This window comes from Streptomyces sp. NPDC048671 (genome assembly GCF_055587045.1).
In genome coordinates this window covers 783,968-806,231 of record NZ_JBVJHB010000001.1, presented here as the reverse complement: position 1 = coordinate 806,231, position 22,264 = coordinate 783,968, and the positions used below count along the sequence as shown (strand labels likewise).

Here is a 22,264-nt window from a genome sequence, read left to right as displayed (position 1 = left end):
GACGTGCCCCTTCCGGCATGTTCACATCGCGCGCAGGCCCCGGTCGGCGAAGGTGATCAGCCACTCGAAGCTCTCGTCGACGTCGGTGCTCCACTGGAAGCCGTTGGCCGCTTGTAGCGTGGCGAAGCCGTGGCAGAGGCTGCGGAGCATGCGCAGGGCGTGGTCCACGTCGGACTCCCCGATGTCGTAGCCGTGCAGGATCGCCCTGAACGCGTCGAGCGACCGCCGGCCCGCGGTGGCCAGCGGATCGTCCGGGCCGGACGGTTCCACGCCGATCGTCGCGGCGTACCGGCCGGGGTGCTCCAGGACGAAGGCCCGGAAGGCGCGGGCCCCGGCCGCCAGGGCGTCTCGGCCCGCGTACCCCTGGACCGCGCTGCCGACGGCGTCGGCGGTCTCGCTCAACGCCAGCGCTGCGATGCGCCGGATGAGGTCTTCCTGGCCGCCGACGTGCTTGTACAGGGACGGGGTGCGCACGCCCACCCGCTCGGCCAGCAGGGCCATCGTCAGGTTGGAGAGGCCCACCTCGTCGGCGAGGGCGGCGCCGGCGGCGACCACGGTCGCCGGGTCCAGGCCGGCCCTAGGCACGGGCGGCCGCCGACCGGATGAAGGCGAGCACGAGCGGAACCACCTGGTCGGGGAACTGGTCGTGCGGGTAGTGCCCGGCGCCCTCGATCATCTCCAGGCGGCCGAGGCCGGACGGCAGGGCGTCGACAACCGCCGAACCCTCGGCGTGCGGGTCGGCCCAGTCGGGGTCGAGCGTGCCCATCACGACCAGGACCGGGCAGCGGACGTTGCCGAGCTGCGCGCCGGCATCGGTCGGGGCGCTGCGGCCCATGCCCTGGAGCGCCTTCATCCGGCCCGGCTCGCGCAGCAGGGATTCGACGCGGCCGAGCCGCTCGGTCCAGTCGGCCGGCTTCACGCCGGGGTAGGCCACGTCGAGGTAGGAGCGCCAGAGCCGCACGCTGCCGAGCACCCCCGCGCCGAGCAGCCGCAGCATGCCTTGCCGGAAGCGCTTCACCCGCAGGTCACCGAGGCGGACCGACTGCTTGCGGGTGAACGGCGCCAACTCGACGACGGCGGTGATCAGGGCGGGCTCCCGTGCCGCGGCGATGGTTGCTGCGCCGCCGGAGATCGAATGGCCGACGAGTACGGCGGGGCCGCCCAGGTGGCGGATCAGGGCGAGCAGGTCGCCCGCGATGGCGGTGCGGCTCCAGGCGGGCCAGTCGGCGCCGGACTCGCCGCAGCCGCGCAGATCGACCGCGGCGACCCGGTGGCCCGCTGCCACCAGCGGCGGGATCGCGGCACGGTACGCGGCGCGGCTGTCGCCCATGCCGTGCGCGAGAACGATCAGCGGGCCGGACCCCGCCACCTCGTATGCGAGCGTGCCGCCGTCTACGGCCAGGTACTCGGTCATGACGTCCTCCGTGCATCCCCTGCGGCTAATGTTGTTAGCTAAAAGCTATCGGCATTAGCTTAGGTCGTCAAGCGGCCGGATTCCGGAGTCCTGGGTTCTGTTCGGAGTTCTGTCCGGCGCCGGCCGAAACTCGCCCCCGGTTGCGCTTGCTTCGAGTGCACTCCAAGGTTCTAGCGTGGAGGCATGACGGTGATGGAGACCACTTCGACTTCGACGAGGACCGATATCTGCGCATCGGCCCTCCGGGCGCATCCGCGCCCCGAGGGGCAGGACCAGTACACGATCAGCGAGGTGGTCGCCTTCACCGGGCTCACCGCACACACGCTGCGCTGGTACGAGCGGATCGGGCTGATGCCGCACGTCGACCGTTCGCACACCGGTCAGCGCCGCTTCACCAACCGTGACCTGGACTGGCTGTCCTTCGTCGGCAAGCTGCGGCTGACCGGGATGCCGGTCGCCCACATGGTCCGTTACGCGGAGCTGCTGCGCGAGGGCGACCACACCTTCGAGGAACGGCAGGAACTGCTGGAGGCGACCCGCCGCGACGTGAGGACGCGGATCGCGGAGCTCCACGACACCCTGGCCGTCCTCGACCACAAGATCGACTTCTATGCGAGCGCCCGCCGGGCGCCGGAGAGGCCCAGTACCTGATGACTGACAACAAGATCGCCACCGTGGAGCTCGGCAAGGGCGGCCCGCGGGTCGGCGTCCAGGGCCTCGGCTGCATGGGCATGAGCGAGTTCTACGGAGACACCGACCAGGCCTCCGCACGCGAGACCCTGGAGACGGCCCTCTCCGCGGGCGTCACCCTCTTCGACACCGCGGACATCTACGGCAGCGGTGCCAACGAGACGTTCATCGCCCCGTTCGTCGGTGCGCACCGGGACGAGATCACCCTCGCCACGAAGTTCGCCGTCGAGCGCCGGGACGACGACCCGCACTACCGGGGCATCCGGAACGACCCCGCGTACATCCGGCAGGCCGTCGAGCGCAGCCTGCGCCGGCTGAACACCGATGTCATCGACCTCTACTACATGCACCGCCGCGACCCGGCCGTGCCGCTGGCCGAGTCCGTCGGCGCGATGGCCGAGCTGGTGCGGCAGGGCAAGGTCAAGCAGCTCGGGCTGAGCGAGGTGACCGGTGCGGAGCTGCGCGAGGCGCACGCCGTGCACCCGATCGCCGCCCTCCAGTCGGAGTGGTCGCTCTTCAGCCGTGACGTCGAGCGCAGCGCGGTGCCCGCCGCCGCGGAGCTCGGAGTGACCGTCGTGCCGTACTCGCCGCTCGGCCGGGGCTTCCTGACCGGGGCGTTCGCGGACGCCGGCAAGGATCTGGCGAAGAACGACTTCCGGCAGTTCCAGCCGCGCTTCACCGGCGACAACGCGAGGACGAACGCCGCGCTGCTGGAGCCGGTCCACAAGATCGCCGCCGCCCACGGGGCGACCGCCGCTCAGGTGGCACTGGCCTGGGTGCACCGGCGCGCCCAGGTGTACGGCCTGACCGTGGTGCCGATCCCGGGCACCCGCAAGAGCAGCCGGCTGCTGGAGAACCTCGGCGCCACCCGGATCACGCTGACGTCCGAGGAGCTGGCGCTGCTGGAGCCGATCGCGGGCCAGGTGGCGGGGGACCGCTACCCGGACATGAGCTCGACTTCGACCGCGCGCGAATAGCGGGTCCGCGTCGGCCGGTCGCTCTGTGGCAGTCGCGCCTCGAATGTCCCGTTCGTCCGGTTCATCCAGAGAGTGAATGGCCGGGTTAAGGTCGCGCCATGCGTACGATGCCGTCGGCCGAGATGGTCAGCCTGATCTCATTCCTGGCTGTTCTGCTGATTTTCTTCAGTATTGACGTGCGGTCAAGGGATTCCGGGGCGTCGAAGCCGTGGCACGCGCACCTTTTCGAATGGGCCTCACGCGTCGGTGGAATCGCCACCGCTCTGGCCCTGACGCTGGGCTGGGTGGACCTCTTCCTCCCGGACGAGAGCAGCGCGATCCATGTGGCGCTCGTGGCCGTGCCCGGATCCGTCGCGGTGCTGTGCGCGATTGTGCTGGGCCTGGAAATGCTCTGGCAGCGGTGGGAATCACCGTAGACGGACAGCGGCAATGGCCTCCGGCGGGCCCGGGGAGCCCGCGAGCAGCGGGCCCCCCGCCTGCCGGTCAGCCCTTGGCGACCTTGACGACGACGGTGCCGCACACCTTGTCGGCGAACGTCTGCCGCTTGATGTCCCACAGCGGCCACAGCCAGCCGAGGTAGCAGCTGAAGCTGTCCAGCGCGTGCGCGATCTTGCGCAAGAAGGCCGGCCAGAAGCCGAGCGTGTTGCCGTCGCGTTCCCTGAGCACGCTGATGCCGAGGACCTTCTTGCCCGTCGTCTGACCGGTCTTCCCCTCCCGGTAGAGCTGGTAGAAGCCCATGACGAAGAAGTAGACGACACCGACCACGAAGAAGACCCCGGGGTCGGCGTTCGCCGGGTCGTCGCTCCGCGCGAGGTCGATGAAGCCGAGGGCGTACATCGGCGCCACGATGATCAGCAGGTCGAGCACCCACGCCCCCACGCGCTCCCCCCAGTGGGCCAGCGGCGGCGGTCCCGGGATGCCCATGCCGGGCATCCCGGCCGGCGGGTACGCCCCGTACGGCTGGGCCGGGTAGCCGTACTGCGGGGGCACACCCTGCGGGGCCTGCTGCGGATACCCCGGCCCGCCGTACGAAGGCTGGTTCCCGTAGGGGTTGTTCGGGTCTCCGAAGCTCATGGCGAAGTCTCTCCAGTGCCGTTGAAAGATGCGAAGCGCTGTGCGGAGGACAGTTCGCCGTACCGGCGGTTTGCCTCCGCACACGCGTTCAGGAGCGCTCATCGTGTGCGGAGCACCATATTCTTGTCCAATCCGATGAGCGTATCTTCGCAACTCGTAATCAGTCGTTGGGGAGCTTCACGACCACGGTCCAGGTGTCAGAGCACGGCCCCCGCCGCGATCGCCGCGAACGCGCGCAGCGACTTTGTGCCGGGGGCGAAGTAGCCGGTGTGGCCCTCGGCGTCGTCGGCGGGTATGCGGCGGGCGCCGAAGTCCGGGGAGGCGGGGTCGGTGCCGTGGCCGAGGCCGGCGAACTCGATGTGGGGGACCTTGCCGATCCAGTCGCCCGGGTCCTTGGCAGCCCAGACGCGGGCGTCGGTGCGCAGGTCGCGGACGTTGTCCGCGCGCATCCCGGGGGAGCCGAGCACCACCAGGTCGGCGGCGTGCAGGCGGGGCGCGGCCAGGCCGCAGACGACGGAGCCGTAGCTGTGGCAGAACACCGTGGTGACGGGTACTCCGGCCGCCGTGAGGCCGTCCGTGAAGTGGGTGAGGCGGGCGGAGCCGGCCTCGGCGAGGGTGCCGGTCGCGGCGTCCAGGCCGAGGCCCACCGGAGTGGTGTACCCGGCCCAGGCGATCACGGCGGTGCCCGGACCTGTCCGCGCGTACAGGGACTTCGCCATGCCGGCCGGGGTGCCGTACACATCGGTCGTCCGGTCGAAGGTGCCCGCGTCGATGTCGGAACCGGGCACCACCACCGACACCCTCCGGGCCGTAGCCAAGTCGCCGAAAACCTCGGCCACTTGGCCCCGGCCGCGCGGGTCGAACGCGAGGATCCGCCGGTGGCCGTCCGCCGCGAGGTGGGCGTACCGGGGGTCGTGACTGCTTTTCAGCGCAAGGGCGTTGGCCCGGTAGCGCAGTTCGACCGGTGCACCGTCGAGGTTCCCTACGACGAGCGGGTGCCGCGTGACGAGCGTCTGCCGGTCCTCATCGTCCAACCCCCGGAAGAACCGGCTCACTTCGGAGGGCGTGTCCCGCTCCGGATCGGGCAGCTCGCGCCCCAGCACGTGGTCCGCCCGCCAGGCGGCGGTGCCGGGCGGCGGCCCGGTCAGCGCCTGCTGGGCGTTCCCCGAGGCCCAGCCGGCCGTCCCGGCCACCACGGTGGTCGCCAGCGCGACCGCGACCAAGGTTCTTGCGTAACGGCGCATGTGACCGTGACCCTCCCTCTCCGGCTGAGCCGGATCCCGTCACGTTGTTCGGCGTGACGGGGAGGAAGGTAGGAAGGCGGTGGGTGCGGGGGCGTCACACCGGGGGGCCAACCGGGGGGTGATACCGGGGTAGGGGGTGTACCAACCCCAGCCCGTCCGGCGATTGAGGACCGGAGCCCGGACCGGAGCCCCGGCGAAGATCACCCCTCGCCCGGCACCACCACACCCGCCTCGTACGCGAAGATCACCGCCTGCGCCCGGTCCCGCAGATCCAGCTTCGCCAGCACCCGCCCGATGTGCGTCTTCACCGTCTGCTCCGCCAGCACGAGCCGCCCCGCGATCTCCTGGTTCGACAGCCCACGGGCGATCAGCTCCAGCACCTCCGTCTCGCGCGGAGTCAGCCCGTTCAGCCGCAGCGCCGCCCCGCCGCGCGCCGCGCCGGACGGCCCCTGCCGGGCGAAGTCCGCGATCAGGCGCCGGGTCACGGACGGGGCAAGGAGCGCGTCGCCCGCCGCCACCACCCGTACCGCCGAGATCAGATCCGCCGGTGGCGCGTCCTTCAACAGGAAGCCGGACGCGCCGGCGCGCAGCGCCTCGTACACGTAGTCGTCCACGTCGAACGTGGTCAGCATCAGCACCTTTGGCACATGCGCCACGCCCACCGGCGGGTTCAGCAGCTCGCGCGCCGCCGCCAGGCCGTCCATCTCGGGCATCCGGACATCCATCAGCACCACGTCCGGATGGACCCGGCGGCTGACGTCGACGGCCTGGCGCCCGTCCGGCGCCTCACCGACCACGTCGATGTCGGACTGCGCGGCGAGCAGCGCCGCGAACCCCGCCCGCACCATGGCCTGGTCGTCGACGATGATCACACTGATGGTCACGAGTCCTCCGGACGCGGGAGCGGGGAAGCGGGGGCGGCGGAAGCACCGGCAGAGGCACCGGCGGAGCTGGGGGGTGCGGCCGGGGGGAGTGGCAGGCGCGCGGCCACCCGGAAGCCGCCGTCCGGCAGCGGCCCGGTGTCGAGCGTGCCGCCGGTCAACCGTACGCGTTCACGCATCCCGACCAGACCGTGTCCCGTCCCCGTCGTCTCCAGCGGCGCGAGCGACGAACCCGTGCGCTCCGGCGGGTCGTTGACGATCAGTACCGTCAGATGCGCACCGTCGGAGCTGACCGACACCCGGGTCCGGGCACCCGGCGCGTGCCGGACCACATTGGCCAGGGCCTCCTGCACGATCCGGTACGCGGACAGGTCGACCGTCTGCGGCAGGCCCGTCAGTCCGGCGGGCAGCGACAGCTCGGCCGGGAGCCCCGCCCGTACCGTCGCCTCCACCAGCTGTTGCAGCCGGTCGAGCCCCGGCTGCGGCGCCCGCTCGGCCTCCGTGCCCTCGCTGCGCAGCACCATCAGCAGCCGCCGCATCTCCCCGAGGGACTCGCGCGCGCTCGCGGCGATCGAGTCGAACTCCTCGCGGACCTCGTCGGAGAGACCGCCCAGCCGGTACGGGGCGGAGTCCGCCTGGACCGTGATCACCGACATGTGGTGGGCGACCACGTCGTGCAGTTCGCGGGCGATCCTGGTGCGCTCCTCCAGCAGCGTGCGCTGCGCCCGCTCGGCCTCGCTGATGGTCTCCTGCTCGGCCAGCCGGCGCTGCGCGACGCCTCGTTCCCGTACCGCCGCGCCGATCACCAGCACCACGGCGCCGAGGATGGCCAGCAGCAGCGCGCTGCCGTTGCTGCGCTCGGGCCGGATCAGATGCAGGAAGAGACCCGCCGCACCCGTCGCCAGCCAGACGGAGACCAGCGTCCGCCGGGTCTCGCGCAGGGCCAGCGCGAGCAGCAGGAAGAGGTAGCCGATCAGGACGGGCGGCGTCCACGGCCAGACGGCGTACTTCTCGACCGGGTGCCCGAGCATCACGAACGCGCCCAGGATGTCGGCCGGGAAGATGATCCACCAGGCCTGGAGCGGCCGGTGCGCCAGCATCAGCAGCGGTGCGGCCTGCGCGACGGCCAGGGCGCCCGCCACACCGCCGTTCAGGCCGTACTGGTCGCGCAGGTCCGCGATCGTGACCGGGACGAAGACCGCCGCGAGGGCGAGGACGACGACGTACGGCATGAGCCGCTGCCACCGTCTCGGGGCGTCGGCCAGGAGCGGGGTCGGGGGATGCGAGGGGTGGGACAGTCCGTGGGCGATCTCGCGCAGATTGCGGCGGGCGGCGCTCAGCAGACCGTCCGTCGTCGGCGGCGGGGACGACGGGGGTGGTGGCGGCGGGGAGGAAGTGGGCATGGCCTGCTCAGGGTAGGCAGCGGAGCCGCGCCCCGGCGTCATACCGGGGTTCCGGTTGTGCGGGCACCTGTCCCCTACCGGGGTACGACCCCGGTAGGGGACAGGCCGCCGCTACAGCTCGGCGAGCAGCTGGGCCTTCTTCGCGCTGAACTCGTCGTCCGTCACCAGACCCGCCTGGTGCAGCTCTCCGAGGTGGTGGATCCGCTCCGCGATGTCCGCCGGGTCGCGCCGCCCGGCGGAAGCCAGGGCCGTCGTCGCGGGCGAGGACTGTTTCCTGCGGACGGACTCCAGTACGGCCGCGGCGAACGGCAGCGACTCGTGCACCGGACCGTAACCGAGGCCGAAGATCACCGCGGCGGGGTCCTCGTCGGCCCGGGTGGGCCGCCCGACCGCCGACCGCACGCTCTGGGCGGTGCCCGTGCACAGTGCCGCTCCCGGACCGCCGCCGAGGACGGCACCCTCGGCCGAGACCGGAACCGTGCCCTCCAGCCCTCTCGGCACCAGCCGCAGATAGCCCTCGACGGCCTCGGGCGAGCGCCACTCGACGCCGCTCAGCTCGGTGACCGGGAACGTCTGGTCGCCCGCCTTCCACTTCTCCGACGAGGCACCCGTCCAGAACCACCGGAACGAGATCCGGTCCCCGTCGAAGCTGGCCCGGCCGTCGTACGCCTTGAAGCGCATCGGCGCCTCGGGTGCCGCGACCAGGAAGCGTTCGGCGGGTTCACCGGCGTCGGGGCCCAGCCGGGCCCGCAGCTCGTCCGCGTAGTACTCGGCGAGCGTCTCGCGTTCGGCGGGGAGCACCAGGCGGTACGGATCGCAGCCGTCCTTGAGCTGTCCGGCCGCGGCCTCCAGCAGTGGATCGGCGCCGGGTCTCGGGACGGCACGCAGCACCACCGTGCCCCGCTTGCCCGGGGTCAGCGTCACCGACGACAGCGCCGCGTGCGGGACGCGGCGTTCACGGAGGCTCTGGAAGAGCCTCGGCGTGCGGATACCCCGTTCGAAGCGGATGAGCACGGAGTCGGTGTCGAACTCCCAGGTGGCTTGAATTCCGGCCAGCACATCACCCATGCGCCTCATCGTATGCGGCACTTGCCCGCACGTCCCCCCTCGGCGTCGACCGCAATCCGTGACCGGTCACGGCTCTCTACGCGCGTCAGACCGTCTCGTTGCCGGAAATTTGTTCGTGGCAGGCGCTGTCGCCCCGCGCACAGGTCACCGAACCGTAGGTGCCCACACCGATCGCGGCGAAGTTGCCCAGGCTCTCGGTACCCGGCTCGAAATAGCCGCTGTGGCCGACCGCGTCGCCCGCAGCGGCGACCCGCGCGCCGAAGTCCGGATCCACCGGATCGGCCCCGTGGCCGAGCCCGGCGACCTCCAGGTTCGGTACGTCCGCGATCCAGTCGCCGTGGTCCCGCATCGCCCACACGTTGGCCCGCGTGTGGAGCTGGCCGGCGTTGTCGGCCCGCATGCCCGGACTGCCCGCGACCGCGATGTCGGTCACCCGGGCGGGCAGTTCCCGCGCGGCCAGGCCGCACAGGACGGAGCCGTAGCTGTGGCAGAACAGCGAGACGGGTGCGATGCCCGGGAGGGCGCCGACGAGCGCGTCGAGCCGGACCGCCCCGCGCTGGGCGAGATTGCCGAGAGCGGCGTCCATGCCGATGCCTACGGGCGCGGTGTAGTCGGCCCAGGCGATCACGGCGGTCCGTACGCCGGGGCCGGCGGACCGCTCGGCCGCGTACAGGGACTTGGCCATGCCGACCGGTGCGGCGTTGGTCTTGTCCCCCGTCCGCTCCAGCGTCAGCAGGTTGGTGTCGACGCCCGGTACGACCACCGAGACCCGCTCGGCCCGGTCGAGATCACCGAAGACCTCGGCGGCGTGGCCCCGGCCCGACGGGTCGAACGCGAGGAAGTGCCGGCCGTCGACGAGCATCGACCGGAAGCGGTCCGTCCGGCGGACCGCCTCGGCGCGGCCGGCGGGGGAGAGCCTGCTGTCGTGGACCCGCCGCTGTTCGACCGTGCTCGCCTGTACGAGCGCGAGCCGGTTGGCGCGGTAGCGCAGGGTCACCGGCGCGCCGTTCAGATTCCCCACCACCAGCGGGTACTTGTCCGCCAGCCGGATGCGCTGCGCGGCCGTGAGCGTGGCGAAGAAGTGCGCCAGCCTGGACGGCTGGGCATCGGCCGGGGGAAGGGCGCGGCCCGCTATCGATCCCTTGGCCCAGGAGGCGAGTGCGGCCGTGCGTGGCTCGTCGGAGCGTTGATGACGCACGGCGGTCCAGCCAGTGGTCGCCAGCATCACGAACACAACCGCGAGGGCGAGCAGAGTGCGCCACGCGGTGAGCGTCGGGGAGGAATCGAAGGAAGTCACTCCGGCCCACCCTAGGAGACGCGCGCCGCAGCTCGTTGAGCGGGTGACACACGTCACCCGACTGTGGGGAATGGAACGCCTCTTCCCTCACGCTCCGTACGGAGCAGCCGTACGCTCCGCCGAGCTCCGTGCCCTCAGCCGGCGCATCCGGGCGGCGTGGTCCGCGTGTTGTGAGCTTGGCCATACGCCGCGTCAGGGACGTGCGGCACATGGCCCCGTCCCGGCGTGTGCCAGTCCTCGGCGAGGGCCGGCCCCAACTGGTCGAGATACACCTCGGTCAGCGTCCGCAGCGAGTCCACGCTGGTCTCCCGCCCGTGCCCCCACAGCTGGCCGGTCACCCGCATCACCCCGGAGAACGCGGCGACGGCGACCCTCGGCCGCGGATCCAGCTCCACGTCCAGCCCCTCGCGCTCGGCGATCAGCAGGGCGATCTGGTTCTCCAGCTCACTGTTGCGCCGCAGGTGGGCGGCGAGCAGGGAGGGCGTCGACTCGATCATTTGGTACGTACGCATGTGGAGTTCGACCGGGATCAGGGCCTCGATGGCCTCCCCGATACTGTTCCAGGCGCAGAGAACCGCGCGGCGCATGGCCTCGAAAGGGGCTTCCGACGCGGGCCGTTGACGCAGTTCGGTGATGAAGCGCGACTCCACCATCTCCTGGACGGCGAAGGCGGCCGACTCCTTGCCGGCGAAGTAGCGGAAGAAGGTGCGCTGGGAGACCTCCACCGCGTCGGCGATCTCGTCGACGGTGGTCTCGTCGTACCCCTGAGTGGTGAAAAGATCGAGGGCGGCATGGAGCAGCGCGTCCCTGGTGCGTCGCTTCTTGCGCTCGCGCAGCCCGGTCGGATACTCGGCGGCTCGTTGCCCGTCGGTCACTGAGCTGGTCCTCTTTTCCTGCTTTGTCCAGCTCAGCGTACCTGTGAGCTACGTGACAGTTACCGACTTGTGAAATGGTTTGTCAACTGTCAGTGACTGACACTAATCTCCGGGTATGACTAGTCAGACCACCGTCGAAAAGGCACCGCGGGAGCCCCGGGATGTCCCTGTTCCCGCACCTGCCAAGGGGCTGCGCGGCCACCCCTGGCTGACGCTGTTCTCCGTGGCCATCGGCGTGATGATGGTCGCGCTCGACGGCACGATCGTCGCGATCGCCAACCCCGCGATCCAGAAGGACCTGGGCGCCTCGCTCGCCGACGTCCAGTGGATCACCAACGGCTACATGCTCGCCCTCGCGGTCTCCCTGATCACCGCGGGCAAGCTCGGTGACCGGTTCGGCCACCGCCAGACCTTCCTGATAGGTGTCGTGGGCTTCGCCGCGGCATCCGGGGCCATCGGCCTCTCCAGCAGCGTCGTCCTCGTGATCACCTTCCGGGTGCTCCAGGGCCTCTTCGGCGCGCTGCTGATGCCGGCCGCGCTCGGCCTGCTCCGCGCCACCTTCCCGGCCGAGAAGCTGAACATGGCGATCGGCATCTGGGGCATGGTGATCGGCGCGTCGACCGCCGGTGGCCCGATCCTGGGCGGCGTGCTCGTCGAGCACGTCAGCTGGCAGTCCGTCTTCTTCATCAACGTGCCGGTCGGCGTGATCGCGCTCGTGCTGGGCGTGCTGATCCTCAAGGACCACCGCGCCGAGAACGCGCCGCGCTCCTTCGACATCGCCGGCATCGTGCTGCTCTCCTCGGCGATGTTCTGCCTGATCTGGGCGCTCATCAAGGGCTCGGAGTGGGGCTGGGGCGACCTCAAGACGGTCGGCTTCCTGGCCGCCGCCGTCGTTCTGTTCGTCGCGTTCGCTCTCGTCCAGCAGCGCGTCAGGGAACCGCTGATCCCGCTGGCGATGTTCCGCTCCGTGCCGCTCTCCGCCGGTGCGGTCCTGATGGTGCTGATGGCCTTCGCCTTCATGGGCGGGCTGTTCTTCGTCACCTTCTACCTCCAGAACGTGCACGGCATGAAGGCCGTCGACGCGGGTCTGCACCTGCTGCCGCTGACCGCGATGATGATCGTCGCCTCGCCGCTGGCGGGAATCCTGATCACCAAGTTCGGCCCGCGGGTCCCGCTCGTCGGCGGCATGGTGTGCACCGCGGTCGCGATGTTCGGCATGTCCCAGCTGACCGTCGACACCGGCACCGTCACCATGTCGATCTGGTTCGCCCTGCTCGGCCTCGGCCTCGCACCGGTCATGGTCGGCGCCACCGAGGTCATCGTGGGCAACGCACCGATGGAGCTCTCGGGTGTCGCGGGAGGTCTCCAGCAGGCCGCCATGCAGGTCGGCGGCAGCCTCGGTACGGCCGTACTGGGCGCGATCATGGCCGCCAGGGTCGACGCCGAACTGTCCGGCAACTGGAAGGACGCGAAGCTTCCCCCGCTGTCCGGGGAGCAGCTGGACCAGGCGACCTCGGCCGTCAAGGTCGGCATGCCGCCGATCGCCCCGGGCACGCCGCCCGAGGTCGCCGGCAAGATCGCGGGCGTCGCCCATGACACGTTCGTGTCGGGCATGAGCACGGCGTTCATGGTCGCGGGCATCGTCGCGGTGATCGCGGCCCTGGTCGCCACCCTGACCAAGCGCGGCGAGAACGCCGAGGCGGGCGCGGGCGCCGGTCACATCTGATCCGACCGGCCGCCCCGACGCCAGGAGGCGTCAACACAGTGCGCGCGACAGCCCCGCCGGAACGTTTCGGCGGGGCTGTCGCCTATCAGGGTGGTACCGCCCCCGGCCCCTTCCCGATCCGTTGCCCCGCAGCTCAGGGTGGGTGCGGAAGATCCACATCACCACGGGGGTTCATCACATGCGTACAACCGTCGTCGCCGCCGCCCTGGCCGCCGCCGCCCTGATCCCGCAGGCGGTGGCCCAGGCCGCGCCCGTCCGGCTCGGCACCTGCGGGGCCGGTCAGCTCTGCCTCTGGGCGAAACCGGGGTTCACCGGTGCCCGGCAGGTCCACGAGCTGTCCACCATCGACATCGACAGCTGCGTGCCGCTGCCGGCGGGTTCCGCCGTCCAGGCACTCGCCAACCGCACCGGCCGCCCGGTCACGACCTACCAGTCGGCCGAGTGCGCCGGGACCGGCGAGTTCGAGACCTATCCGGGCGGCGGCACCTGGGTGCCACAGTCCCCGTACCAGGTCCGCGCCTTCAAGATCTGGGAGAACTGACCCGGAGAACGCAGCGGGGCGGCGGAACCCCTGAGGTCCCACCGCCCCGCGTCACCGCGCCGTGCGTGCCTACGCGTCGCCGCCCGCGGCCCCCGGATCGGCCGCGGCCACGTTCAGCAGGTCATAGCGGTCGACCGCCGTCTTCAGCGCCGAACGGTCGACCTTCCCGTCCTTCGCGAGCTCGGTGAGCACCGCCAGGACGATCGACTGCGCGTCGATGTGGAAGAACCGGCGCGCCGCGCCCCGCGTGTCCGCGAAGCCGAAGCCGTCCGCACCCAGCGACTGGTACGCACCGGGCACCCAGCGCGCGATCTGGTCCGGTACGGACCGCATCCAGTCCGAGACCGCCACGAACGGCCCCTGGGCACCGGAGAGCTTGCGCGTCACGTACGGGACGCGCTGCTCCTCCTCCGGGTGCAGCAGGTTGTGCCGCTCCACGTCCACGGCCTCGCGCCGCAGCTCGTTCCAGGAGGTCGCCGACCAGACGTCCGCCTTCACGTTCCACTCGTCGGCGAGGATGCGCTGCGCCTCGACCGCCCAGGGGACCGCCACACCGGACGCCATGATCTGGGCCGGGATCTCGCCCTTCTCGCCGCTGCTGTAGCGGTACACGCCCTTCAGGATGCCCTCGACGTCCACATCGGCGGGCTCGGCCGGGTGCTGGATCGGCTCGTTGTAGACCGTGAGGTAGTAGAAGACGTCCTCGTTCTCCTCGGGCGTCCCCCCGTACATCCGGCGCAGACCGTCCTTGACGATGTGCCCGATCTCGTACCCGAACGCCGGGTCGTACGCGACACACGCCGGGTTGGTCGAGGCGAGCAGCTGCGAGTGGCCGTCCGCGTGCTGGAGCCCCTCGCCGGTCAGCGTCGTACGGCCGGCGGTGGCGCCCAGCACGAAGCCGCGCGCGAGCTGGTCGGCCATCTGCCAGAACTGGTCGCCGGTCCGCTGGAAACCGAACATCGAGTAGAAGACGTACACCGGGATCAACGGCTCGCCGTGCGTGGCGTAGGCCGAACCGGCGGCGATCAGCGAGGCGGTACAGCCCGCCTCGGAGATGCCGTCGTGCAGCATCTGGCCCGTCGGCGACTCCTTGTACGCGAGCAGCAGATCGCGGTCCACCGACTCGTACTGCTGACCGAGCGGGTTGTAGATCTTCGCGCTCGGGAAGAAGGCGTCCATACCGAAGGTCCGGTACTCGTCGGGCGCGATCAGCACGAAACGCTTGCCGATCTCCTTGTCCCGCATGAGGTCCTTCAGGACGCGGACGAACGCCATGGTGGTGGCGATCGACTGCTGACCCGAACCCTTCTTCGCACTCGCGTACGCCTTGTCGTCGGGCAGCGGCAGCGGCTTCGCCCGCACCACACGGGTCGGGACGTAACCGCCCAGACCCTTGCGGCGGTCGTGCATGTACTGGATCTCCTCCGAGTCGCGGCCCGGGTGGTAGTACGGCGGGTTCCCGTCCTCCAGCCGGCTGTCCGCGATCGGGATGTGCAGCCGGTCCCGGAAGCGCTTGAGGTCCTCGGCCGTGAGCTTCTTCATCTGGTGGGTCGCGTTGCGGCCCTCGAAGTTCGGCCCCAGCGTCCAGCCCTTGACCGTCTGCGCCAGGATCACCGTCGGCTGGCCCTTGTGGGCCTTGGCCGCCGCGTACGCCGCGTAGACCTTGCGGTGGTCGTGACCGCCGCGGCCCAGGTGCAGGATCTGCTGGTCGGACATGTCCTTGACCATGTCCCGCAGCCGGGCGTCGTCACCGAAGAAGTGTTCCCGGATGTACGCACCCGTCTCGGTGGCGTACGTCTGGAACTGGCCGTCCGGCGTGGTGTTCAGCTTGTTGACCAGGATGCCCGTGCGGTCCTGCGCCAGCAGCGGGTCCCAGGAGTGGTCCCAGACCAGCTTGATGACGTTCCAGCCGGCGCCGCGGAACTGCGACTCCAGCTCCTGGATGATCTTGCCGTTGCCGCGTACCGGGCCGTCGAGGCGCTGGAGGTTGCAGTTGACGACGAAGGTCAGGTTGTCCAGGCCCTCACGGGCGGCGATGGAGATCTGGCCGAGCGACTCCGGCTCGTCCATCTCGCCGTCGCCGAGATACGCCCAGACGTGCGACTTGGAGGTGTCGGCGATGCCGCGCGCCTCCATGTAGCGGTTCATCCGCGCCTGGTAGATCGCGCCCAGCGGGCCGAGGCCCATCGAGACCGTCGGGAACTCCCAGAAGTCCGGCATCAGCCGCGGGTGCGGGTAGCTGGACAGGCCGTTCGGCGCCTTCGACTTCTCCTGGCGGAAGCCGTCGAGCTGCGCCTCGCTCAGCCGGTCCAGCAGGAAGGCGCGGGCGTAGATCCCCGGTGAGGCGTGGCCCTGGAAGAAGATCTGGTCGCCGCCCAGGCCGTCGTCCTTGCCACGGAAGAAGTGGTTGAAACCCACGTCGTACAGCGAGGCGGAGGAGGCGAACGTGGCGATGTGACCGCCCACGCCGATCCCCGGACGCTGCGCCCGCGACACCATCACGGCCGCGTTCCAGCGCGTCGCGTTGAGGACCTTGCGCTCGACCTCCTCGTCGCCGGGGAAGAACGGCTCGTCCTTCGTGGCGATGGTGTTCACGTAGTCCGTGCTGCGCATCTCCGGCACGGCGACGCGCTTCTCGCGCGCGCGCTCGATGAGCCGGAGCATGAGGTAGCGGGCCCGCTCGCGGCCCCGCTCGTCGACGGCGGCGTCGAGGGAGTCGAGCCATTCCTGGGTCTCTTCGGGATCGAAATCCGGGACCTGACTCGGAAGGCCGCCAATGATGATCGGGTTGCGATCGGATCCGGAAGCCACGCTGTTCCTTCGCTGTTCGGTGCTGCGCTACGGGGCCTGGGTGAGGGAGTCACGCCCCCGGGATGTGTACACGTACGCCATCCCATCGTGTACCGCGAGGGCGCAAACGTCATCTCTACCGAGAGGTAACCAGAAGCTTCCGGGACGCCGGGTCCCGGAAGTCCGGACGGGCCGCGGCAGAGCGGGTATCGGATGGCGGGACGCGCCGGGAGGACGCGTCGGGCAGGATGGGTCGGGCGAAACCGCAACCATACGCCCAAGGCGTCCAAGTGTTCCCAAACACTGCTCGACTCCGAATGCCGGACCGAAACGGCATAAGCTGTTCAAGGACGTAAAGGGTGTGGACGGTAGCGCGGGCTCCGGCAAGGGGCCGCCGACAGTGCGGCGACGTGGCACGAAACGTCACCGTTTAGGCGGTCTCGTGCGCTGGGTACTTGCGCGATCCGCCGCTCCCGTGTGGACTACGGCCAACGCCCCGCGTACGCGCGTGGCTGCAGCATTTTCCGAAACATGATCAGGAGGCAACCCGTGAGCGCGACCGCGGACCACGCGGAGGAGCGGACCAACCCGGCAGCACGCCTGGGGTTCGAGCCCGGACAAGTGGTCCAGGAGATCGGCTACGACGACGACGTCGAGCTGGAGCTCCGTGAGGGCATTGAGGCCACTATCGGCCAGGATCTCGTCGATGAGGACTACGACGACGTCGCAGACGTCGTCCTGCTCTGGTTCCGCGACGAGGACGGCGACCTTACGGACGCGCTGGTGGATGCCATTGGTCTGCTCGAGGAGGGCGGCACGGTCTGGCTGATGACGCCGAAGACCGGCCGTGACGGATACGTCGAGCCGAGCGACATCAACGAGGCCGCCCAGACGGCCGGTCTCGCCCAGACCAAGAGCATCAGCGCGGGCAAGGACTGGACGGGCAGCCGTCTGGCCACGCCGAAGGTGGCGGCCAAAGCCAGGCGCTGAAACGCATTTCGCCACTGAAGGCCCCCGACGGCAGCAAGCCGCCCGGGGGCCTTCGTACACCCACGGGTACGCCCGTGGCACGCGAGGTAATCCGCGGGATGGGCTTCTGCGGGTGCTGTACGGCCGCCTCAGGCCCCTGCGTAGGGTGGGAGTCACCCGGACAGCCCAGCCCGGCGATGTAGCGAAGGGACGCGTTTCATGGCGATCGAGGTCGGCACCAAGGCCCCGGATTTCGAGCTGAAGGACAACCACGGCCGGACCGTGAAGCTCTCCGAATTTCGCGGCGCCAAGAACGTGGTGCTGCTGTTCTACCCGTTCGCTTTCACCGGCGTCTGCACGGGTGAGCTCTGCGCCCTGCGCGACGAGCTGCCCACGTTCGAGAACGACGACACGCAGCTGCTCGCCGTCTCCAACGACTCCATCCACACCCTGCGCGTCTTCGCCGAGCAGGAGGGCCTGGAGTACCCGCTGCTCTCGGACTTCTGGCCGCACGGTGAGACCTCGCGGGCGTACGGCGTCTTCGACGAGGAGAAGGGCTGCGCGGTGCGCGGCACCTTCATCATCGACAAGGAGGGCGTGGTGCGCTGGACCGTCGTCAACGGTCTGCCCGACGCGCGCGACCTCAACGACTACATCAAGGCGCTCGGCTCGCTCTGATCCGAGATCCGGTGGATCTTCGGGCGACCCCCGGCCAAAAGCCTGTTTTGGCCGGGAACCGGTCACTAGGATCCACTCGTTGATCCGATGCCAACGCAACGTGGAGGCGCCGGCACCGGCCGGCCCCCAATGAAACCAATGGGAGGACTCGTGGGAGTCAGCCTCAGCAAGGGCGGCAACGTCTCGCTGACCAAGGCCGCGCCCAACCTGACCGCGGTCATCGTGGGTCTGGGCTGGGACGCTCGTACCACCACCGGTGGAGACTTCGACCTCGACGCCAGCGCTCTGCTGACGAACGCCGAGGGCAAGGTCGGCAACGACGGAAACTTCGTCTTCTTCAACAACCTCAAGAGCCCCGACGGTTCCGTCGAGCACACCGGTGACAACCTCACCGGTGAGGGCGAGGGCGACGACGAGGTCATCAAGGTCAACCTGGCCGGTGTCCCGGCCGACGTCGACAAGATCGTCTTCCCGGTCTCGATCTACGAGGCCGAGTCGCGCCAGCAGAGCTTCGGCCAGGTGCGCAACGCGTACATCCGCGTGGTCAACGAGGCCGACAACAGCGAGCTCGCGCGCTACGACCTGAGCGAGGACGCCTCGACGGAGACCGCCATGGTCTTCGGCGAGCTGTACCGCAACGGTGCGGAGTGGAAGTTCCGCGCCATCGGTCAGGGCTACGCCTCGGGTCTGCGCGGCATCGCGCAGGACTTCGGCGTCAACGTCTAGACCGCCGGTCCGGGGGCTCGCCCCCGGCAGGCAGCAGCACGTCCCGTCCGGCGCCGCACTGAGTGCGGCGCCGGACGCGCTCGACAGACGGTTCATTCACTCGGGGAGGACACACACCATGGGCGTCACACTCGCCAAGGGAGGCAACGTCTCCCTCTCCAAGGCCGCACCCAATCTCACCCAGGTGCTGATCGGGCTCGGCTGGGACGCACGAGCCACCACGGGGGCCGAATTCGACCTCGACGCCAGCGCGCTGCTGTGCCAGTCGGGCCGGGTGCTCGGCGACGAGTGGTTCGTGTTCTACAACAACCTCACGAGCCCCGACGGCTCCGTGGAGCACACCGGCGACAACCTCACGGGTGAGGGCGAGGGCGACGACGAGTCGGTCATCGTGAACCTCACACAGGTGCCGGCCGGCTGCGACAAGATCGTGTTTCCGGTCTCGATTCACGACGCGGACAGTCGCGGGCAGACATTCGGGCAGGTCAGCAATGCGTTCATCCGGGTGGTGAACCAGGCCGACGGCCAGGAACTCGCGCGTTACGACCTGAGCGAGGACGCCTCGACGGAGACCGCGATGATCTTCGGTGAGCTCTACCGTTATGGCGGTGAGTGGAAGTTCCGTGCAGTGGGGCAGGGGTACGCGTCGGGGCTGCGAGGCATCGCTCTAGACTTCGGGGTCAACGTTTCGTAAAGCCGCGCCCGGCGCGGGGGAGCCCCGTACTTACCGGGGGAGACCCGTTAAATAACTGATGGGGTAGCCAGTGCTTCTGAAAACCTTCGGCTGGTCGTTCGCGATTACCGCGATCGGCCTGGTCGCAGCGTGGTTCTACGGGGGGTGGGAGGCCTTCGGAGTCGTGGCGATCCTCTCCGTCCTGGAGATCTCGCTGTCCTTCGACAACGCGGTGGTCAACGCCGGAATCCTGAAGAAGATGAGTGCCTTCTGGCAGAAGATCTTCCTCACGGTCGGTGTGCTCATCGCGGTCTTCGGTATGCGGCTGGTGTTCCCCGTCGTGATCGTGGCCATCACTGCCAAGCTGGGCCCGATCGAGGCTGTTGATCTTTCCTTCAACGACCCTGACCGCTACAAGGAACTGGTCACGGACGCCCACCCGGCGATCGCCTCCTTCGGTGGGATGTTCCTGTTGATGATCTTCCTCGACTTCATTTTCGAGGACCGTGACATCCAGTGGCTGCGCTGGATCGAGCGCCCGCTCGCCAAGCTCGGCAAGGTCGACATGCTGTCGGTCTGCATCGCGCTGATCGTCCTGCTGGTCTCGGCCCTGACGTTCGCGGCCAACGCGCATCAGCACGGCGGCGGACACGCGGACAAGGCGGAGACGGTCATGCTCGCGGGTATCGCGGGTCTGATCACCTACCTCATCGTCGGCGGACTCTCCGGCCACTTCGAGAACAAACTCGAAGAGGAGGAGGAACGCGAGCAGGAGGAGGAGCAGCAGGCCAAGCAGACCGGCAAGAAGCTCTCCGCGGTCGTACTCTCCGGCAAGGCCGCGTTCTTCATGTTCCTCTACCTGGAAGTGCTCGACGCGTCCTTCTCGTTCGACGGCGTGATCGGCGCCTTCGCCATCACCAACGAGATCGTGCTGATGGCGCTGGGCCTCGGTATCGGTGCCATGTACGTCCGTTCGCTCACGGTCTACCTGGTCCGCCAGGGCACCCTGGACGACTACGTCTACCTGGAGCACGGCGCGCACTACGCGATCGGCGCGCTGGCTGTCATCCTGCTCGTCACGATCCAGTACCAGATCAACGAGATCATCACCGGTCTCGTCGGCGTCGTCCTGATCGGCTGGTCGTTCTGGTCGTCGGTCCGGCGCAACAAGGCCCTGGAGGCCGAGGGCGGCGGCGGGGACGGCGGCGGGAGCGGCGGTTCCACGACGGAAGTCTCCGCCGGGGTGTGACCCGGTAGGCAATCCGGGGTGTGACCCGGTGAGGAATGAGGAACGCTCTCTGCGGGGCGGCTCGTACGGTAAAGGTCCTGGGGAACACCCGGACCCGGCCCGGAGCCGCCCCGCAGCGGTGCGTGCGTCGTGTGTGCCTCATGCGACGGGTGCGGGGCCGATACGGGGCCGATACGTGTGGGGGTAGGAGATGGCGTTCTGGGACAGCCTGTGGCCGGGGCGGGAAGCACAGTTCGAGTCGGGCAGCGCGGCCACCAACTCCATCGTGCTGTCCAAGCGGCACGCCACGGTCTCGCTGACCAAACAGGGCGCGCTGACCGGCCACCTCCGGGTCAACCTCTCCTGGCGGATGCGCACCTCCGACATCGAGGGTCGCTCGTCGCAGAGCGGCCGGCTGCTGCGGCCGTTCAAGCTCTTCAAGCCCGATGTGGTCCAGGCGCACACCCAGGGCATGGTCAACGTCGACCTGGACCTGGGCTGCATGTACGAGCTGTCGGACGGCACCAAGGGCGTCGTGCAGCCGCTGGGCAACCTGCTCGGCGATCTGAACGGGCCGCCGTACATAAGGTGCAGCGGGGATGACCGCTTCGGTGCGCCGTCCGGCGAGACGCTCTACGTCAACCTCGACCAGCGGGACCAGATCAAGCGGCTGCTGTTCTTCGTCTACATCTACGACCAGACGCCGGCCTTCGACCGTACGCACGCCAAGATCACGCTCTACCCGGGCAACGGGCCGCGCATCGAGATCGAGCTGGACGAACGGGCCCCGGAGGCCCGCTCGTGCGCCGTGTTCACGGTGGAGAACGTCAAGGGCGAACTGATCGTGCGGCGCGAGGTGAAGTTCGTGTACGGATTCCAGTCGGAGCTGGACCGGCTGTACGGCTACGGGATGCAGTGGGGACGCGGCTACAAGACCCGCACGTAGCGCGGCGGGGCTCCGGGCGGGTCGAGGGCCCCTCCCGCGGGCCCGTGCGGCTTGTGGGCCGAGGCCTGTGTGGCGGGCCGGATGCGGCGGGTCAGGGGCATATGAACTGCGGCCCCTGCGGCGGCAGGGCGAAATTCGGGTCCGGCGCGTACGCTGCCGCCGCCGCGGGCTGCGGATAGCCGTAGGCGGGCTGCGCGGAGGCCGGCTGGGGGTAGCCGTAGGCGGGCTGCGGCGCCGGTGCGGGCGGCGGGGCCGCGGCGGGCTGCGGATAGCCGTACGCGGGCTGCTGGTGCTGCACCGTGAGCTGCGAGTCCGGGCCGGGGGCCGGTGCGGGCGGGAACGCCGGTTCGGGCGGCAGCGGCGTCGGGCCGGGCTCGGCCGCGGCCTCCGTCTCGTCGACCGAGATGCCGAACGCGGTCGCGAGTCCGACGAGACCGGTCGGGTAGCCCTGCCCCACGGCCCGGAACTTCCAGCCGTCCCCGCGCCGGTACAGCTCGCCGCAGATGATCGCGGTCTCCTCGCCGGTCTCCGGCCTTACCTCGAACACGGCGAGCGGTTCCCCGCCCGACACGGCCGCGTCGAAGAGCATGATGCACAGATCGCGCACCTGTTCGAAGGCGGCTCCGTCGGAGGACGCGGCGATGACCACCTGGTCGACCGAGGGGTCGAGTGCGTTCAGGTCGGCCTCGATGGTGTCCGTCAGCCCCTCGGCGAGGCTCCGCTTCGGCAGCCGCCGCACCAGGCCGGACGGGTGACGGGGCTGGTTGTAGAAGACGAAGTCCTCGTCGGAGCGCACGCGGCCGCCGGAGCCGAGCAGCAGGGCCGAGGCGTCCACGTCGGGGACACCGGCCCCCGGGCTCCAGCGCAGCACGGCCCGTACGGCCATGGCGTCGAGTGGGACGTTCGAACCTTTCACCATCGCGTGCGTCATGGCGGTCATCCTGCCTGCTGGCCGCCCCGCGGACAACGCTGGGGTGGAGGGCCGTGTCCCGGCGGAACGCCGGAAGCGCCGCTTCCGCACCCTTCGGAACCGTCGCTAAATGGACGAGTTACCCGGAATTCAT

The 22,264-nt window shown here is 69.9% G+C and carries 22 protein-coding genes; 11 read left to right on the top strand and 11 right to left on the bottom strand.

Annotated elements, in window-relative coordinates:
* Positions 1 to 21: 21 nt before the first annotated feature.
* Together ACZ6S6_RS03720 and ACZ6S6_RS03715 are read right to left on the bottom strand one after the other, a co-directional pair.
* Positions 22 to 555, bottom strand: a complete 534-nt coding sequence (locus ACZ6S6_RS03720) for a TetR/AcrR family transcriptional regulator (protein ID WP_362958846.1) — start codon at positions 553 to 555, stop codon at positions 22 to 24.
* A gap of 22 nt (positions 556 to 577) precedes the next feature.
* The gene (locus tag ACZ6S6_RS03715; RefSeq protein WP_469703620.1) at positions 578 to 1,414 is read right to left on the bottom strand and encodes an alpha/beta fold hydrolase; all 837 of its coding nucleotides are present in this window, start codon (positions 1,412 to 1,414) and stop codon (positions 578 to 580) included.
* A gap of 183 nt (positions 1,415 to 1,597) precedes the next feature.
* Between ACZ6S6_RS03715 and ACZ6S6_RS03710 the strand changes: the two genes are divergently transcribed.
* From ACZ6S6_RS03710 to ACZ6S6_RS03700, 3 genes are all read left to right on the top strand, one after another.
* Positions 1,598 to 2,065 carry a MerR family transcriptional regulator gene (locus tag ACZ6S6_RS03710; protein ID WP_362958604.1) on the top strand — a complete coding sequence of 156 codons (468 nt, stop codon included), beginning with the start codon at positions 1,598 to 1,600 and terminating at the stop codon, positions 2,063 to 2,065.
* Positions 2,065 to 3,081: an aldo/keto reductase gene (locus ACZ6S6_RS03705; protein WP_362958607.1), complete on the top strand. Its 1,017-nt coding sequence runs from the start codon at positions 2,065 to 2,067 to the stop codon at positions 3,079 to 3,081. Before ACZ6S6_RS03710 ends, ACZ6S6_RS03705 begins: the two co-directional genes overlap by 1 nt.
* Before the next feature lie 98 nt (positions 3,082 to 3,179).
* A complete protein-coding gene (locus tag ACZ6S6_RS03700) occupies positions 3,180 to 3,497 on the top strand; it encodes a hypothetical protein (RefSeq protein ID WP_362958610.1) in 318 nt (105 codons plus the stop codon).
* Between the two features lie 67 nt (positions 3,498 to 3,564).
* Here ACZ6S6_RS03700 and ACZ6S6_RS03695 read toward each other — a convergent pair whose 3' ends face one another.
* From ACZ6S6_RS03695 to ACZ6S6_RS03665, 7 genes are all read right to left on the bottom strand, one after another.
* Positions 3,565 to 4,155: an RDD family protein gene (locus ACZ6S6_RS03695; RefSeq protein ID WP_469703618.1), complete on the bottom strand. Its 591-nt coding sequence runs from the start codon at positions 4,153 to 4,155 to the stop codon at positions 3,565 to 3,567.
* A 197-nt stretch (positions 4,156 to 4,352) separates the two neighbouring features.
* A complete protein-coding gene (locus ACZ6S6_RS03690) occupies positions 4,353 to 5,399 on the bottom strand; it encodes an alpha/beta hydrolase (RefSeq protein ID WP_469703614.1) in 1,047 nt (348 codons plus the stop codon).
* A 200-nt stretch (positions 5,400 to 5,599) separates the two neighbouring features.
* On the bottom strand, positions 5,600 to 6,283 hold the full coding sequence (locus tag ACZ6S6_RS03685; protein ID WP_469703612.1) for a response regulator: 684 nt from the start codon (positions 6,281 to 6,283) through the stop codon (positions 5,600 to 5,602).
* Positions 6,280 to 7,683 carry a sensor histidine kinase gene (locus tag ACZ6S6_RS03680; RefSeq protein WP_469703609.1) on the bottom strand — a complete coding sequence of 468 codons (1,404 nt, stop codon included), beginning with the start codon at positions 7,681 to 7,683 and terminating at the stop codon, positions 6,280 to 6,282. Before ACZ6S6_RS03680 ends, ACZ6S6_RS03685 begins: the two co-directional genes overlap by 4 nt.
* Before the next feature lie 111 nt (positions 7,684 to 7,794).
* Positions 7,795 to 8,751: a DUF4429 domain-containing protein gene (locus ACZ6S6_RS03675; protein WP_362958623.1), complete on the bottom strand. Its 957-nt coding sequence runs from the start codon at positions 8,749 to 8,751 to the stop codon at positions 7,795 to 7,797.
* 85 nt (positions 8,752 to 8,836) lie between these two features.
* Positions 8,837 to 10,048 (bottom strand): alpha/beta hydrolase, encoded by a 1,212-nt coding sequence (locus tag ACZ6S6_RS03670; protein WP_362958626.1) that lies wholly within the window; start codon positions 10,046 to 10,048, stop codon positions 8,837 to 8,839.
* A gap of 134 nt (positions 10,049 to 10,182) precedes the next feature.
* Positions 10,183 to 10,923, bottom strand: coding sequence for a TetR/AcrR family transcriptional regulator (locus ACZ6S6_RS03665; protein WP_469703607.1), 741 nt, complete (start codon positions 10,921 to 10,923; stop codon positions 10,183 to 10,185).
* 238 nt (positions 10,924 to 11,161) lie between these two features.
* Here ACZ6S6_RS03665 and ACZ6S6_RS03660 point away from each other — a divergent pair, with 238 nt between their 5' ends.
* Positions 11,162 to 12,649: an MFS transporter gene (locus ACZ6S6_RS03660; RefSeq protein ID WP_469703869.1), complete on the top strand. Its 1,488-nt coding sequence runs from the start codon at positions 11,162 to 11,164 to the stop codon at positions 12,647 to 12,649.
* Between the two features lie 178 nt (positions 12,650 to 12,827).
* A complete protein-coding gene (locus ACZ6S6_RS03655) occupies positions 12,828 to 13,190 on the top strand; it encodes a peptidase inhibitor family I36 protein (protein WP_362958634.1) in 363 nt (120 codons plus the stop codon).
* A 69-nt stretch (positions 13,191 to 13,259) separates the two neighbouring features.
* Here ACZ6S6_RS03655 and aceE read toward each other — a convergent pair whose 3' ends face one another.
* Entirely contained in the window at positions 13,260 to 16,001 is a 2,742-nt protein-coding gene (gene aceE / locus ACZ6S6_RS03650) for a pyruvate dehydrogenase (acetyl-transferring), homodimeric type (RefSeq protein ID WP_362958637.1), read from the bottom strand.
* A gap of 528 nt (positions 16,002 to 16,529) precedes the next feature.
* Between aceE and ACZ6S6_RS03645 the strand changes: the two genes are divergently transcribed.
* From ACZ6S6_RS03645 to ACZ6S6_RS03620, 6 genes are all read left to right on the top strand, one after another.
* The gene (locus ACZ6S6_RS03645; protein WP_362958640.1) at positions 16,530 to 16,970 is read left to right on the top strand and encodes a DUF3052 domain-containing protein; all 441 of its coding nucleotides are present in this window, start codon (positions 16,530 to 16,532) and stop codon (positions 16,968 to 16,970) included.
* 198 nt (positions 16,971 to 17,168) lie between these two features.
* On the top strand, positions 17,169 to 17,627 hold the full coding sequence (locus ACZ6S6_RS03640) for a peroxiredoxin (RefSeq protein ID WP_362958642.1): 459 nt from the start codon (positions 17,169 to 17,171) through the stop codon (positions 17,625 to 17,627).
* A gap of 150 nt (positions 17,628 to 17,777) precedes the next feature.
* Positions 17,778 to 18,353 carry a TerD family protein gene (locus ACZ6S6_RS03635; RefSeq protein WP_362958645.1) on the top strand — a complete coding sequence of 192 codons (576 nt, stop codon included), beginning with the start codon at positions 17,778 to 17,780 and terminating at the stop codon, positions 18,351 to 18,353.
* Between the two features lie 118 nt (positions 18,354 to 18,471).
* Positions 18,472 to 19,047 (top strand): TerD family protein, encoded by a 576-nt coding sequence (locus ACZ6S6_RS03630; protein WP_362958648.1) that lies wholly within the window; start codon positions 18,472 to 18,474, stop codon positions 19,045 to 19,047.
* 70 nt (positions 19,048 to 19,117) lie between these two features.
* A complete protein-coding gene (locus ACZ6S6_RS03625) occupies positions 19,118 to 20,275 on the top strand; it encodes a DUF475 domain-containing protein (protein WP_469703601.1) in 1,158 nt (385 codons plus the stop codon).
* Between the two features lie 190 nt (positions 20,276 to 20,465).
* The gene (locus ACZ6S6_RS03620; protein ID WP_469703597.1) at positions 20,466 to 21,200 is read left to right on the top strand and encodes a TerD family protein; all 735 of its coding nucleotides are present in this window, start codon (positions 20,466 to 20,468) and stop codon (positions 21,198 to 21,200) included.
* Positions 21,201 to 21,291: 91 nt separating this feature from the next.
* Here ACZ6S6_RS03620 and ACZ6S6_RS03615 read toward each other — a convergent pair whose 3' ends face one another.
* Positions 21,292 to 22,131, bottom strand: coding sequence for a TerD family protein (locus ACZ6S6_RS03615; RefSeq protein ID WP_469703595.1), 840 nt, complete (start codon positions 22,129 to 22,131; stop codon positions 21,292 to 21,294).
* Positions 22,132 to 22,264 lie beyond the last annotated feature (133 nt).

Excerpts from the sequence above, each read along its gene's own strand:
- ACZ6S6_RS03620 (WP_469703597.1), top strand. The coding sequence starts at position 20,466 with ATGGCGTTCTGGGACAGCCTGTGGCCGGGGCGGGAAGCACAGTTCGAG.
- ACZ6S6_RS03675 (WP_362958623.1), bottom strand. The coding sequence starts at position 8,751 with ATGGGTGATGTGCTGGCCGGAATTCAAGCCACCTGGGAGTTCGACACC.
- ACZ6S6_RS03640 (WP_362958642.1), top strand. The coding sequence starts at position 17,169 with ATGGCGATCGAGGTCGGCACCAAGGCCCCGGATTTCGAGCTGAAGGAC.
- ACZ6S6_RS03615 (WP_469703595.1), bottom strand. The coding sequence starts at position 22,131 with ATGACGCACGCGATGGTGAAAGGTTCGAACGTCCCACTCGACGCCATG.
- ACZ6S6_RS03660 (WP_469703869.1), top strand. The coding sequence starts at position 11,162 with ATGATGGTCGCGCTCGACGGCACGATCGTCGCGATCGCCAACCCCGCG.
- ACZ6S6_RS03680 (WP_469703609.1), bottom strand. The coding sequence starts at position 7,683 with ATGCCCACTTCCTCCCCGCCGCCACCACCCCCGTCGTCCCCGCCGCCG.
- ACZ6S6_RS03695 (WP_469703618.1), bottom strand. The coding sequence starts at position 4,155 with ATGAGCTTCGGAGACCCGAACAACCCCTACGGGAACCAGCCTTCGTAC.
- ACZ6S6_RS03630 (WP_362958648.1), top strand. The coding sequence starts at position 18,472 with ATGGGCGTCACACTCGCCAAGGGAGGCAACGTCTCCCTCTCCAAGGCC.
- ACZ6S6_RS03715 (WP_469703620.1), bottom strand. The coding sequence starts at position 1,414 with ATGACCGAGTACCTGGCCGTAGACGGCGGCACGCTCGCATACGAGGTG.
- ACZ6S6_RS03690 (WP_469703614.1), bottom strand. The coding sequence starts at position 5,399 with ATGCGCCGTTACGCAAGAACCTTGGTCGCGGTCGCGCTGGCGACCACC.
- ACZ6S6_RS03710 (WP_362958604.1), top strand. The coding sequence starts at position 1,598 with ATGACGGTGATGGAGACCACTTCGACTTCGACGAGGACCGATATCTGC.
- ACZ6S6_RS03700 (WP_362958610.1), top strand. The coding sequence starts at position 3,180 with ATGCGTACGATGCCGTCGGCCGAGATGGTCAGCCTGATCTCATTCCTG.
- ACZ6S6_RS03705 (WP_362958607.1), top strand. The coding sequence starts at position 2,065 with ATGACTGACAACAAGATCGCCACCGTGGAGCTCGGCAAGGGCGGCCCG.
- ACZ6S6_RS03655 (WP_362958634.1), top strand. The coding sequence starts at position 12,828 with ATGCGTACAACCGTCGTCGCCGCCGCCCTGGCCGCCGCCGCCCTGATC.